9 protein-coding genes and 2 pseudogenes are annotated in these 13,091 nt (G+C 68.4%); 6 read left to right on the top strand and 5 right to left on the bottom strand.

The annotated features are described in order from the left end of the window. Positions 1–111: 111 nt before the first annotated feature. Positions 112–1,983 carry a long-chain fatty acid--CoA ligase gene (locus ASD37_RS17435; protein WP_056553894.1) on the top strand — a complete coding sequence of 624 codons (1,872 nt, stop codon included), beginning with the start codon at positions 112–114 and terminating at the stop codon, positions 1,981–1,983. Here ASD37_RS17435 and ASD37_RS17440 read toward each other — a convergent pair. The 4 genes from ASD37_RS17440 to ASD37_RS17455 all read right to left on the bottom strand — a co-directional run bounded on the left by ASD37_RS17440 (position 1,980) and on the right by ASD37_RS17455 (position 5,496). Further along, entirely contained in the window at positions 1,980–3,128 is a 1,149-nt protein-coding gene (locus ASD37_RS17440; protein ID WP_056553897.1) for a glycosyltransferase family 4 protein, read from the bottom strand. The genes ASD37_RS17435 and ASD37_RS17440 overlap by 4 nt on opposite strands. A 3-nt stretch (positions 3,129–3,131) precedes the next feature. Next, a complete protein-coding gene (locus ASD37_RS17445; protein WP_056553900.1) occupies positions 3,132–3,977 on the bottom strand; it encodes a peptidase in 846 nt (281 codons plus the stop codon). Continuing rightward, positions 3,946–5,061, bottom strand: a complete 1,116-nt coding sequence (gene ripC, locus ASD37_RS17450) for a peptidoglycan hydrolase RipC (RefSeq protein ID WP_056553903.1) — start codon at positions 5,059–5,061, stop codon at positions 3,946–3,948. The genes ASD37_RS17445 and ripC overlap by 32 nt, the downstream gene beginning before the upstream one ends. A gap of 165 nt (positions 5,062–5,226) precedes the next feature. Further along, the gene (locus tag ASD37_RS17455) at positions 5,227–5,496 is read right to left on the bottom strand and encodes a hypothetical protein (protein ID WP_235568449.1); all 270 of its coding nucleotides are present in this window, start codon (positions 5,494–5,496) and stop codon (positions 5,227–5,229) included. Positions 5,497–5,617: 121 nt separating this feature from the next. Between ASD37_RS17455 and ASD37_RS17460 the strand changes: the two are divergent. After that, positions 5,618–7,444, top strand: a pseudogene (locus ASD37_RS17460) (DEDD exonuclease domain-containing protein); the annotation flags it as partial. On the opposite strand, the gene trpD reads toward ASD37_RS17460, so the two are convergent. Next, positions 7,382–8,440 carry an anthranilate phosphoribosyltransferase gene (trpD, locus tag ASD37_RS31010; RefSeq protein WP_162253277.1) on the bottom strand — a complete coding sequence of 353 codons (1,059 nt, stop codon included), beginning with the start codon at positions 8,438–8,440 and terminating at the stop codon, positions 7,382–7,384. The pseudogene ASD37_RS17460 and the gene trpD overlap by 63 nt on opposite strands. A 68-nt stretch (positions 8,441–8,508) precedes the next feature. Here trpD and ASD37_RS17475 point away from each other — a divergent pair, with 68 nt between their 5' ends. From ASD37_RS17475 to ASD37_RS17490, 4 genes and pseudogenes are all read left to right on the top strand, one after another. After that, the gene (locus tag ASD37_RS17475) at positions 8,509–9,120 is read left to right on the top strand and encodes a heme-copper oxidase subunit III (protein ID WP_056553916.1); all 612 of its coding nucleotides are present in this window, start codon (positions 8,509–8,511) and stop codon (positions 9,118–9,120) included. A gap of 45 nt (positions 9,121–9,165) precedes the next feature. Continuing rightward, positions 9,166–9,987: a c-type cytochrome gene (locus ASD37_RS17480; protein WP_200959937.1), complete on the top strand. Its 822-nt coding sequence runs from the start codon at positions 9,166–9,168 to the stop codon at positions 9,985–9,987. Further along, a complete protein-coding gene (locus tag ASD37_RS17485) occupies positions 9,984–11,213 on the top strand; it encodes a ubiquinol-cytochrome c reductase iron-sulfur subunit (RefSeq protein ID WP_056555335.1) in 1,230 nt (409 codons plus the stop codon). The genes ASD37_RS17480 and ASD37_RS17485 overlap by 4 nt, the downstream gene beginning before the upstream one ends. 110 nt (positions 11,214–11,323) lie before the next feature. Further along, positions 11,324–13,019: pseudogene (locus tag ASD37_RS17490) on the top strand (cytochrome bc complex cytochrome b subunit); the annotation flags it as partial. Between the last annotated feature and the right edge of the window lie 72 nt (positions 13,020–13,091).

Below are 13,091 nucleotides of genomic sequence, written 5' to 3' on the forward strand. Positions count from 1 at the left end.
CTTCACACACGAGCCGCCGCGGGCGGTTGGCGGCCGACTAGGCTGCCATCACTGGGTATGGGTCCAAGTATCCGTCCACCCCAGGCCAACCCGTCGGAAAGGGCCCAGATCGTGCGCGAGTTCAGCGTCCCCGCATCGTTCACCGTCGGCGAGCACGACACCGTTGCCGACTCCGTGTTCTCCCATGCGGCCGACGACCCGGACCACGTCGTCATCCAGCGTCTCGTCGACGGGTCGTGGACCGACGTGACGTGCGCGCAGGTCGCCGACCGCGTGCGTTCGACGGCACGCGGGTTGATCGCCGAGGGCGTGCAGGCGGGTGACCGCGTGGCGATCCTGTCGGCGACCCGTTACGAGTGGCCGATCGTCGACTTCGCGATCCTGTCGATCGGCGCGGTGACGGTGCCGATCTACGAAACCAGCTCCGTCGACCAGATTCGGTTCGTGCTGTCCGACTCGGGCGCGGTGGCGGCGTTCGCCGAGACCGACGAACACTTCGACAAGATCGAACGGCTCAAGGCCGAACTGCCCGCCCTGCGCCACGTGTACCGCGTCGACGGAACGGGTCCGGCCGCGCTCGACGAGCTCGCCAGGATCGGCGCCGACACCGACCCGGAGGCCGTGACGGCCCGGCTCGAGGCCGTGAGGTCGGCCGACGTCGCGACGCTGGTCTACACCTCGGGCACCACGGGCCGACCCAAGGGCTGCGAGCTGACGCACTCCAACCTGCTGCACGAAATGCGCGGTGCGAAAGCGTGTTTCCCCGCCCTCCTCGACAGGGGCGAGAAGCTGCTGGTGTTCCTTCCGCTGGCGCACGTGCTGGCCCGCGCCATCACCATTGCGGCCTTCAGCAACAAGGTCACGCTCGGGTTCACCAGCGACGTCAAGAATCTGGTGCCCATCCTCGGGGTCTTCAAGCCGACGCTCGTGGTGTCGGTGCCCCGTGTGTTCGAGAAGGTGTACAACACGGCCGAGCAGAATGCTCGCGACGGCGGCAAGGACAAGATCTTCGCCGCGGCCGCCGCCACCGCGATCGCGTGGAGCGAGGCCAAGGCGACCAGCGGGCGGGAGCGAAGCGACTCGGGGAAGAAACTAGCAGGTCCGGGTTTGGTTTTGAACCTCAAGCACGCCCTGTTCGACCGGCTGGTCTACGGCAAGCTGCGGGCCGCGCTCGGCGGCAACTGCCGTGCCGCGATCTCCGGTGGCGCGCCGCTGGGCGCCCGGCTCGGACACTTCTACCGCGGCGTCGGCGTCACCATCTACGAGGGCTACGGCCTCACCGAGACCAGTGCGGCGATCACCGTCAACCGGGTCGACGACGTGAAGGTCGGGTCGGTAGGAAAGTTGTTGCCCGGCAACGCAATGCGCCTCGCCGACGACGACGAGCTCCTCGTCAGTGGCGGGGTTGTGTTCGGCGGGTACTGGCAAAACCAGTCGGAGACCGACGCCGTGTTCACTGCGGACGCGAGGAGCGATGGAACCTCAGCCGGCTGGTTCCACACCGGCGATCTCGGCGCGATCGACGACGACGGTTTCCTGACCATCGTCGGTCGCAAGAAGGAGATCATCGTGACCGCGGGCGGCAAGAACGTCGCCCCGGCCCTGCTGGAGGATCGGCTGCGTGCCCATCCCATGATCAGCCAGGCCATGGTCGTCGGCGACGCCCAACCGTTCATCGCGGCGTTGATCACGATCGACCCGGAGGCGTTCCCCGGGTGGAAGCAGCGCAACGGCAAGGACGCGTCGGCCACCGTCGGCGACTTGGCGGAGGATCCCGACCTGCTCGCCGAGGTCGACCTGGCCGTCAAGGACGCCAACCAGGCGGTGTCGCACGCCGAGTCGATTCGCAAGATCCGCATTCTGCCCGTCGACTTCACCGAGGACACCGGCGAGTTGACGCCGACGTTGAAGGTCAAGCGCAAGGTGGTCGCCGAGAAGTTCGCGGCCGACGTCGAGGCCCTCTACGCCAAGCCGGGAAACTAACCGGCGAGTAGTTGCGAGAGCCGTTGCGCCTTGGTGCGCCACTGCCATTCGTCGACGACCCAGTCTCGGCCCGCCCTGCCCATCTCGGCGGCGCGGTCGGGGTCGGCCAGCAGGTCTCCGACGGCGGCGGTGATCGACCCGACGTCCCATCCGTCGACGACCAGACCGGTCGTGCCGTCGAGCACCGACTCCGGCGCACCCCCGGAATCGCCGGCGACCACCGGCACGCCCATTGCCGACGCCTCCAGGTACACGATGCCGAGGCCTTCGACGTCGAGCCCCGCGCCCCGGGTCCGGCACGGCATCGCGAAGACGTCCGCCATCGCGTGGTGGGCGGGCAATTCCTCGGCGGGCACGCCTTCGGTGAACACCACGTCCTCGGCGACGCCGAAGGAGTGCGCCAACCGTCGGAGGTCGTCCAGGTAGGGGCCGCCGCCGACGATGACCAACCGCGTCCCCGGCACCCGTTCGCGCAGCGCGGGCAATGCGCGGATCAGCATGTCCTGACCCTTGCGTGGCACCAGCCGAGACACGCACACCACGACCGGCCGGTCGCCGAGCCCGTAGCGGGCCCGCATCTGCGCCCTGGCCACCGAGTTGGGCTCGAACCTGTCGACGTCGACGCCCGGTGACAGCCGCTCCAGCGCGGCGCGCGGTCCGAAGGCCGCGGCGAACCTGTTGCGGGTGTACTGACTGATGAACGTGACGACGTCGGCGTCGTTTCCGATGCGCCGCAACGCCGTTCGGGCGACCGGAAGCATCGACCAGCCCACCTCGTGCCCGTGGGTGCTCGCCACGATCCGCGTCGCTCCGGCGCGGCGCGCCAGCGGCGACAGCAGAGCAAGGGGTGCGGCGGCGCCGAACCACACCGTCTCGACGTCGTGTTCGCCGATGAGCCGTCTCATCCGCCGTGCCACCGACGGCTCAGGGATCATCAACGTCGTCGGGTGCCGGACGACCCGAAACGGGGAGTCAGCGCGCTCGGCCTGCCGGTCGTAGTCGTCGGCGCCCTTCCACGTCGGCGCGTAGACCGTGATGGTGTGCTCACCGCTGACGACGAGTTCGGTGACCAGGTTCTCGAGATAGGACTGGATGCCTCCGCGCCGCGGCGGGAAGTCGTTGGTCACCAACAGGACGTTGGCCACCCGCTATCCGCCGAGCCAGGCGCGCCACGCGGCGACCACCTGGGGCGGGTCAGCGCCGAGGGCCTGCTTGATGGCGGTGGCCTGGTCGGGATGCCCCGGCTCGCACGCGGTGACGTACAGCTTGCGCAGCGCGTCGGCGCCGTAGCGGCTGGCGACGAATCGGCTGAACCACCACGCCCTGTCGTAGGCCAGCGACCGCACGGCGCCGACCGTGTCCAGGTCGGCGTCCGACGGCAGGTGCGCGAGCGCGTCGGCGCCTCGGCGGTCCGGCTTGGGCGTCGGCGGACGACCGACGAAGTCGGCGACCCCCTCGGTGAGCCAGCGCGGCGCGTCGGCGGCGGTGCGGCTTCTCGAGGCGTAGTGAAAGAGCTCGTGGCGCAGGACGATTCGCAGCGACGCGTCGCTCATCGAGCTCGCGCCGGGCGCGAAGACGATCCGCTGGGCGGTGGTTGCGGCGGCGATGTCCGGATCGGGGACGCCGAGGGCGCGGAACTCTTCGTCGGTCCGGGTCAGCACGATGACGATGTTGCGTGGCCATTGGTCACCCCAGAACGAGGTGACCGCATCTGCGGCTCCGTCGAGTTCGCCCCAGACCCGGCTCTCCAGATCGGCGGTCTGGGCTCCGCCGAGTGACATCAGCGAGACGGTCCGGCCGTCCCGCAGCACCAGCGGGTCCGACGGCGTCGTCGGCACGTCGAGGGACGCGTGGGTCGCGGTGGGTGCAGCTGGCGCTTCGGGTGCGCCGCCCCCGGGACGGAGCACCAGCACCACCGCGACGGCGAGCTCGACGAGCAGAAGCAGGCCGAGTAGCGGCTTCTTAGTAGCGGCGGACGTTGTGAATGGGCGCATTGTCCATCGGGGCGACCCGCACGGGGGTGCCGTACGTCGAGGCGTGCACCATCATTCCGTCGCCGATGTAGATGCCGACGTGCGAGGCGTCGGAGTAGTAGGTGATGAGGTCACCGGGCTGCATCTGATCCATCGACACGGGCTGGCCGCCCTGGGCGAGCGCCTGGCTCGAGTGCGGGAGGTTGACCCCCGCCTGACCGAAGGCCCACATGACCAGACCGGAGCAGTCGAAGGCGCCCGGACCAGCGGCGCCCCACGAGTAGGGCGAACCGATGCGCGTCAGCGCGGCCTGAACGGCGACCATGCCTTCGCCCTCGGCGGGCGCAGCGGGGGCGGCTTCTGGCGGAGCCAAGTCACCGGGATTGATGCCGTCCGGTGCGGAGGCGAGCACGTCCGGCGGCGGCGGCGCGTCCGGCGCGGCGGGCACGGGCGGCGTCGGCGGGATCGCGGCCAGGGCGTCCCGCTGGGCGGGCGTCAGGGCGGTGTACTGCGATTTGACGATCGCCATCTGCACTTGGAGTTTGCTTTGCTTGGATTGCAGATCCGCGCGCACTGCGGCGGCCTGCTCGGCAGCGGTCTTGGCGTCGGCGGCCGACTTTGCGGACTCCACTTCGGCGTTGGTCGCCAACACGCTGCTGCTCTTGAAGTTGGTCATCTGGGCCGACATCTCGGTGGCCATCACCCGCTGGACGGCGAGTTGGTCGATGAGGCCCTGCGGCGAATTGGCCGTCAGCATGGCGTCGAGACCGTCGGTGCGGCCGCCCATGTACTGGGCCGCGGCAACCTTGTCGACGGAGGACTGAAAGGTTGCCAGTTGCGCCTTCGACGAGTCGACGGCGGCGGCGTCCGCTGCATGCTTCTGATCGGCAACCTGTTGTGCCGCAAGCTTGTTGTTGAGATCCAACTCGGCGCTGTGCATTGCCTCGGTGGTCTGCTCGGCCTGCCGCGACAGCTCGTTGAGCTTTGCCAGAGCATCAGCAGCGGGGTCGGCCTGCGAAGTTCCCGCAAGCACCCCACCGAAGACCATCACTCCAGCTACTGCACCAACAATCGGTCGCCGAAGAGCACGTGCACTCCGGTGCATAGCGTTAAACCTCAAGATTTCGCGTCCTTCAACTGCCGTTAGAGCGCCGCTCGAACTGCGTTAGGTCTCAGATAGGTTACGAAACGGCATCGGGGTTGTCCAACAGAGGACGCAAATTTAACAGGCGTCGCGGGAATTTTTCGCTGCCCGCGACTTCCAGGGCCGCTAGGCGACCCCGTCGGCGCGCCTCCGGTGAATCGGTACCAACCGTAGCCGAGGCGCCAATCCGGCGTCTGCGAGGACTTCTAGCGCTTGGCGCTCGTCGGCCAGCAACGTGTCGGGAACGCCCAATAAAACACTGATGACGCAGTCCTGGCAGCCGTGTCCGCGCACGGCGCAGTCGTCGCAGTCGATGTGCAGGGTCCCGGCGTCGGACCCCGATGTTTCCGACAGGTCCGGTCCCGCCTCGTGTCGAGTCTCCTCTGGTCGAGTCATGGCCGTCATACCTTCCTTCGAGTCATGAGCGCACGCTAACGACGAGCACCGACAAACCCCCGGACACGCGAATTACACGGATGTGAGCAGATGTCGGTCGGGCCGCCTACCGTCCCCTGCCATGGAGCAGCTGAGCTTCGGCGACGTCGACGCGGCGTTCGGCGACGATGCAGCCACTTTGGCGGACATGTTCCTGCGCGACACGACGTTCGTGATCGTCGACCTCGAGACCACCGGCAGCCGAGCCAAGGGTGACGAGTTCGGCGGCAACTACGACGCCATCACCGAGATCGGTGCGGTGAAGGTCCGTGGCGGCGAGGTGATCGGCGAACTCGCCACCCTGGTGAACCCCGGGCGGTCCATCCCGCCGAAGATCGTCGCGCTCACCGGCATCACCACGGCCATGGTGTACGACGCCCCCACCATCGATTCGGTGCTGCCCGCCTTCCTCGAGTTCTCGAAGGGCGCGGTGCTCGTCGCCCACAACGCGGGATTCGACGTCGGGTTCCTGCGCGCCGCCGCAGAACGCCTTCAGCTGTCGTGGAAGCGGCCGCCCGTGCTGTGCACCGTGAAGCTGGCCCGCCGGGTGCTGACCCGCGACGAGGCCCCGAGCGTCCGACTCTCGGCGCTGGCCCAGCTGTTCGGGGCCAGCACCAGACCAACGCACCGCGCCCTCGACGACGCGCGGGCCACCGTCGACGTGCTGCACGCGCTCATCGAACGCGTCGGCAACCAGGGCATCCACACGTTCGGTGAGCTCCGCTCCTACCTGCCCGACGTCAGCCCCGCCCAGCGCCGCAACCGACATCTCGCCACCGCGCTGCCGCGCAGCCCCGGGGTGTACCTCTTCCGCGGCCCGTCCGACGAGGTGCTCTACGTCGGCACCGCGGTGGACCTGCGGCGGCGGGTCGGGCAGTACTTCAACGGCAGCGACCCGCGCACCCGGATGAAGGAAATGGCGTCGCTGACGACGCGGGTCGACCACGTCGAGTGCGCCCACGAGCTGGAGGCAGGCGTCCGGGAGCTCAGGCTGCTCGCCGCGCACGCTCCGCCGTACAACCGTCGCTCCAAGTTTCCGCACCGGTGGTGGTGGGTGGTACTCACCGACGAGGCCTTCCCGAGGTTCTCGGTCGTCCGGGCGCCCAAGCACGACCGGGCGATCGGCCCGTTCCGGGCCCGCGCCGACGCCGTCGAGACCGCCGCGCTGCTCGCCCGCTTCACGGGCGTGCGGACCTGCACCACCCGGCTGGCCCGTTCGTCGCTCCACGGGCCGTCCTGCCCCGAGGTGGAGCTGTCGCCGTGCCCGGCCGGCCGCGACGTCGGTCCCGTCGAGTACGCCGCGGGCCCCGCGAAGGCCGCCAACCTCATCTCCGGCGCGGACGACTCGGCGCTGCGCGGGGCGCTGGCCCACATCCGAACGCTCGCCGAGTGCGGCAAGTACGAGACCGCGGCGCGCATGCGCGACCACACCGCCACCGCGATCGACACCGTGTGGCGCGGCCAACGCCTCGGCGCCCTCGTCGCGGTCGACGAGCTTGTCGCCGCCAAACCGGACGGCGCGGGAGGCTGGCACCTCGCGATCGTCAGGAACGGTCAGCTCGCCGCGGCGGGCACCGCTCGCCGCGGAGTCCCGCCGATGCCGGTCGTCGACGCCATCGGCGCCGCCGCGCAGTCAATCCTGCGGGAGCCGGCACCGCTGGGCGGCGCACTCGTCGAGGAGGCAGGGCTGATCGCGCGCTGGCTCGTCGAGCCGGGGGTGCGCATCGTCCGGGCCGAGAGCGCCGACGGGAGCGGTTACGCCACCCCGTTCACGGCGGCGGGCAGGCACGCGGCGTGGGCGGCGGCGGCCCGCTCCGCACGGCTGGCCGCCGCCCAAACCGACGGGTCAGAGCTCCTGGGTGAACCGCGCCCAACGCGCGAGCAGTTGCTCGGCCGCCCCCGAGTCGATCGCCTTGGCGGCGCGCTCCAGGCCGATCTCCCACGCCGGCACCCATTTGGCGTCGCTGGATAGCCCGGCGTGGGCCACCATCGCACCCGCGGCGTTGAGGATCACCGCGTCGCGCACGGCACCGGTTGCGCCGCCGAACACCTCGTGAACCGAGGCGGCGTTGGCCTCGGCGTCGCCTCCGGTCAGCTCGCTCAGCTCGGCGCGTGCGAAGCCGAAGGCCGCCGGGTCGAAGATCAGGCGTTCGATGGTGCCGGCCTGTACGCGCCAGATGGTGCTCGTCGTCGTCGTGGTGAGCTCGTCGAGACCGTCGTCGCCGTGCACCACCAAAACGCTCGAACCTCGCGTCGCGAACACGCCTGCCATCACCTCGGCGAGGTCACCCCAGGCGCATCCGATCAGTCCGGCCCGCGGTGACGCCGGATTGGTCAGCGGTCCAAGCAGATTGAAGACGGTGGGAACGCCGATCTCGCGGCGCACCGTCGAGGCGTGCCGGTAGGACGGGTGGAATTGCGGGGCGAACGCGAAACCGATGCCGACCTCGGCGACGCAGCGCGCCACGTCCTCGGGACTCAAGTCGAGCCGCACGCCGAGCGCTTCGAGGGTGTCGGCTCCCCCGGACAGCGACGAGGCCGCCCGGTTTCCGTGCTTGACGACGGGGACGCCGCTCGCCGCCACCACGATGGAGGCCATCGTCGACAGGTTGACGGTGTTGGCGCCGTCACCGCCGGTGCCGACCACGTCCACCGCGGCCGTACCGATGACGTCGGTCGGCACCCGGTGGGCGTGCTTCAACATGGTGTCGGCGAGTTCCTTCACCTCCGCCGACGTCGGTCCCTTCATCTTCATCGAGATCGCGAACCCGGCGATCTGAGCCGGGGTCGCCACACCGGTCATGATTTGGTCCATGGCCCACCCGGCCTGCCCAACTGCGAGTGCGCGTCGGGTGGTCAAGCGGCCGAGAACCTGCGGCCAGGTCTGGGAATTCTCAGATGTCACCAACTGATTATTACGAATGTCGTGCCCCGGGTGGAGTTCGACAACTACAAAGCGTCATACTTCTTGACGTGACGAGTGCTGTAGGGACCTCGGGAACCGCGATCACTGCTCGCGTGCATTCGCTGAACCGTCCCAACATGGTAAGTGTCGGCACCATCGTGTGGCTTTCCAGCGAATTGATGTTCTTTGCTGGTCTGTTCGCGATGTATTTCACCGCGCGGGCGCAAGCCGGCGGTGACTGGCCGCCCGCCCCGACCGAGTTGAACCTGTTCCTCGCCGTGCCGGTGACGTTGGTGCTGATCGCATCGTCGTTCACCTGCCAGATGGGCGTGTTCGCCGCCGAACGCGGCGACGTATTCGGCCTCCGGCGGTGGTACCTGCTGACGTTCGTGATGGGCGCGTTCTTCGTCGGCGGCCAGGGCTACGAGTACATCCACCTGGTCGAGCACGGGACGACGATCCCCGGCAGCGCCTACGGCTCGGTGTTCTACCTCGCCACCGGCTTCCACGGCCTGCACGTGATCGGTGGTCTCGTCGCCTTCCTGTTCCTGCTGGCCCGCACACGGATGAGCAAGTTCACGCCGGCGCAGGCCACCGCCGCGATCGTGGTGTCGTATTACTGGCACTTCGTCGACATCGTCTGGATCGCACTGTTCGCCGTCATCTACTTTGTGCGATAAGGGCGGGCGATGAGCGTTTCCGACGATCAGTCACCAGAACAGCCGATGAGAAGGGGATCGATGACCAACAAGTCTCGCCGTCGGTTGCGCCGACGCGTGTCAGGAGCACTGCTGCTTCTGACCGGACTTCTCGTCGCGGGTGGCATTGCGGCCACCCTGACGCCCAAGCCGCAGGTCGCGGTCGCCGACGAGTCCAGCCTCGCGCTTCTGCGCACGGGTAAGCAGCTCTTCGAGACCTCCTGCGTGACGTGCCACGGCGCGAACCTTCAGGGCGTGCCCGACCGCGGCCCCAGCCTCATCGGCACCGGCGACGCGGCGGTCTACTTCCAGGTCGGCACCGGCCGCATGCCCGCGATGCGCGGTGAGGCCCAGGCCCCCCGCAAGGACCCGATCTTCGACCAGCACCAGATCGACGCCCTCGGCGCGTACGTGCAGGCCAACGGCGGCGGACCCGTCACCCCCCGCGACGCCAACGGCGCCGTGGCGGACGCCGACCTGCTCGGCAACGACGTCGCCCGCGGTGGCGACCTGTTCCGACTGAACTGCGCGTCGTGCCACAACTTCACCGGCAAGGGCGGCGCGCTGTCCTCCGGCAAGTACGCACCGCCGCTGGACGAGGCCACTCCGGCCCAGATCTACACCGCGATGCTGACCGGCCCCCAGAACATGCCCAAGTTCTCCGACCGCCAACTCAGCCCGGAGGAAAAGCACGACATCGTCGCCTACGTTCGCCAGGCCACCGAGACGCCCGATCCGGGCGGCTACGGCCTCGGCGGCTTCGGCCCCGCGCCAGAAGGCATGGCGGCTTGGATCATCGGGATGGTCGCCGTCATCGGCGCCGCTATGTGGGTGGGATCGCGCGCATGACCGACAACGTGAACGACGGCAACGGCACCCGCGCAGAGGTGGAGGGCACCGACACCTCCGAGCGCGCCACCGTCACCAATCAGCCCACCGACGCCGAGCTGGCGGCCATGACCCGCGAGGAACTCGTCGCGCTTGGCGGTCGCATCGACGGCGTCGAGACGGTCTTCAAGGAGGCCCGCTGGCCCATCGAGGGCACCAAGGCCGAGAAGCGCGCCGAACGCACGGTGGCCTACTGGCTGCTGTTCGGTGGCGTGCTCGGACTGGCGCTGCTGCTGGTCTTCTTGTTCTGGCCGTGGGAGTACCAGCCCTACGGTTCGGCGGGTGAATTCGTCTACAGCCTGGCCACCCCGCTCTACGGTCTGACGTTCGGCCTCTCGATCCTGGCGATCGGGATCGGCGCGGTGCTCTTCCAGAAGAAGTTCATCCCCGAGGAGATCTCGATCCAGGACCGCCACGACGGCCGGTCCCCCGAGCTCGAGCGCAGGGCGACGGCGGCCAACCTGACCGACGCCTTGGAGACCTCGACCCTCAAGCGCCGCAAGCTGATTGGCCTGTCGCTCGGCATCGGGCTCGGCGCCTTCGGCCTTGGCACCGCGGTCGCCTTCATCGGCGGCATCATCAAGAACCCGTGGAAGCCGGTCGTCCCGACGGCCGAGGGCAAGAAGGCCGTGCTGTGGACGTCGGGCTGGACCCCGCGCTTCACGGGCGAGACCATCTTCCTGGCGCGCGCCACCGGCCAGCCGGGCAGCTCCCCGTTCGTCAAGATGCGCCCGGAGGACATCGACGCCGGCGGCATGGAGACGGTCTTCCCGTGGCGGGCCTCCGACGGAGACGGCTCCACCTACGAGTCCCACGAACTGCTCAACGAGATCGCGATGGGCGTGCGCAACCCGGTGATGCTGATCCGCATCCGGCCCGAGGACATCTCGCGGGTGGTCAAGCGTCGGGGCCAGGAGAGCTTCAACTTCGGTGACCTGTTCGCCTTCACCAAGGTCTGCTCGCACCTCGGCTGCCCGTCGTCGCTGTACGAACAGCAGACGTATCGCATTCTCTGCCCGTGCCACCAGTCGCAGTTCGACGCGTTGCACTTCGCCAAGCCGATCTTCGGTCCGGCCGCGCGGGCATTGGCACAACTTCCGGTGACCATCGACAAGGATGGCTACCTGGTGGCAAACGGTGACTTCATCGAACCCGTCGGACCGGCATTCTGGGAGCGGACCTCATGAGTCCTAAATTAGCTGAATTGGCCGCCCATCAGGGTGATGCGATCGATTCGCGGTATCACCCGTCGGCGGCGGTACGCCGCCAGCTCAACAAGGTGTTCCCGACGCACTGNGCCGCCCATCAGGGTGATGCGATCGATTCGCGGTATCACCCGTCGGCGGCGGTACGCCGCCAGCTCAACAAGGTGTTCCCGACGCACTGGTCGTTCCTCCTCGGAGAGATCGCGCTGTACAGCTTCATCGTGCTGCTGCTCACCGGCGTGTACCTGACCCTGTTCTTCGACCCCTCGATGGCCGAAGTCACCTACCACGGGGTCTACCAGCCGCTCAACGGCATTCAGATGTCCCGCGCGTATGAAACCGCGTTGGACATCTCCTTCGAAGTGCGCGGCGGACTGTTCGTCCGCCAGGTCCACCACTGGGCCGCACTGCTGTTCGCCGCATCGATCATGGTCCACCTCGCCCGGGTGTTCTTCACCGGCGCGTTCCGCCGCCCCCGCGAGGCGAACTGGGTGATCGGGTCGCTGCTGCTGATCCTGGCCATGTTCGAGGGCTACTTCGGCTACTCCCTGCCCGACGACCTGCTCTCGGGCACCGGCCTTCGCGCGGCGTTCTCCTCGATCACCCTGGGCATGCCGCTGATCGGCACCTGGCTGCACTGGGCGCTCTTCGGTGGAGACTTCCCCGGCAGCATCATCATCCCCCGGCTCTACGCCCTGCACATCCTGCTCATCCCGGGCATCATCCCCTAGAACTCATCGTGTGGGCTTCGGTGGAGACTTCCCCGGCAGCATCATCATCCCCCGGCTCTACGCCCTGCACATCCTGCTCATCCCGGGCATCATCCTGGCGCTGATCGGGGTGCACCTGGCGATGGTCTGGTTCCAAAAGCACACCCAGTTCCCCGGCCCCGGCCGCACCGAACACAACGTCGTCGGCGTCCGCGTCATGCCGGTGTTCGCGGTGAAGTCGGGCGCATTCTTCGCCATGACCGTCGGCATCCTCGGCCTCATGGGCGGCCTCCTCCAGATCAACCCCATCTGGCAGCTCGGCCCCTACAAGCCGTCGCAGATCTCGGCGGGTTCACAGCCCGACTTCTACATGATGTGGACCGACGGCCTGGCCCGCATGTGGCCGGCGTGGGAGCTCTACCCGTTCGGGCACACCGTGCCCGCTGCGGTCGCAGTCGCCCTCATCATGGGCCTGGTCTTCATGCTGCTGATCATCTACCCGTTCCTGGAGAAGCGGTTCTCCAAGGACACCGCGCACCACAACCTGCTGCAGCGCCCCCGCGACGCACCGGTCCGCACCGCCATCGGCGCGATGGCCATCGCTCTGTACATCGTGCTGACCTTCGCCTGCATGAACGACATCATCGCGCTGAAGTTCCATGTGTCCCTGAATGCGACCACGTGGATCCGGTGGGCGATCAGCCTGCAGCGCAGCGACCGCGCCGTGTTGGAGCACGGCATCGAGACCGGCATCCTCAAGCGGCTGCCGCACGGCGCGTACGTCGAACTGCACCAGCCACTGGGACCGGTCGACGACCACGGCCACCCCATCCCGCTGGAGTACCAGGGCGCACCACTGCCCAAGCGGATGAACAAGCTGGGCTCCGCCGGCGCACCGGGCACGGGCAACTTCCTGTTCCCGGACCCCGAAGGCGAACAGACCGCCCTGGTCGACGCCGCCCACGCCGCCGAACACCGCGCCATCACCGCCCTCAAGCAGCGGCAGCACACCAACGGCAACGGCAACGGCTCGAATGGTCACGGCTCCAACGGCCACAGCTCCAACGGAGATCACTGACGGTCTGCTAGACACGAACGAACAACGCCCCCGACGAAGGTCGGGGGCGTTGTTCGTCTGTGGGACAACCAC

The sequence above is a fragment of the Mycobacterium sp. Root135 genome (assembly GCF_001426545.1).
Taxonomy (GTDB): domain Bacteria; phylum Actinomycetota; class Actinomycetes; order Mycobacteriales; family Mycobacteriaceae; genus Mycobacterium.

Excerpts from the sequence above, each read along its gene's own strand:
- ASD37_RS17455 (WP_235568449.1), bottom strand. The coding sequence starts at position 5,496 with ATGACTCGACCAGAGGAGACTCGACACGAGGCGGGACCGGACCTGTCG.
- ripC (WP_056553903.1), bottom strand. The coding sequence starts at position 5,061 with ATGCACCGGAGTGCACGTGCTCTTCGGCGACCGATTGTTGGTGCAGTA.
- ASD37_RS17445 (WP_056553900.1), bottom strand. The coding sequence starts at position 3,977 with ATGCGCCCATTCACAACGTCCGCCGCTACTAAGAAGCCGCTACTCGGC.
- ASD37_RS17480 (WP_200959937.1), top strand. The coding sequence starts at position 9,166 with ATGAGAAGGGGATCGATGACCAACAAGTCTCGCCGTCGGTTGCGCCGA.
- ASD37_RS17485 (WP_056555335.1), top strand. The coding sequence starts at position 9,984 with ATGACCGACAACGTGAACGACGGCAACGGCACCCGCGCAGAGGTGGAG.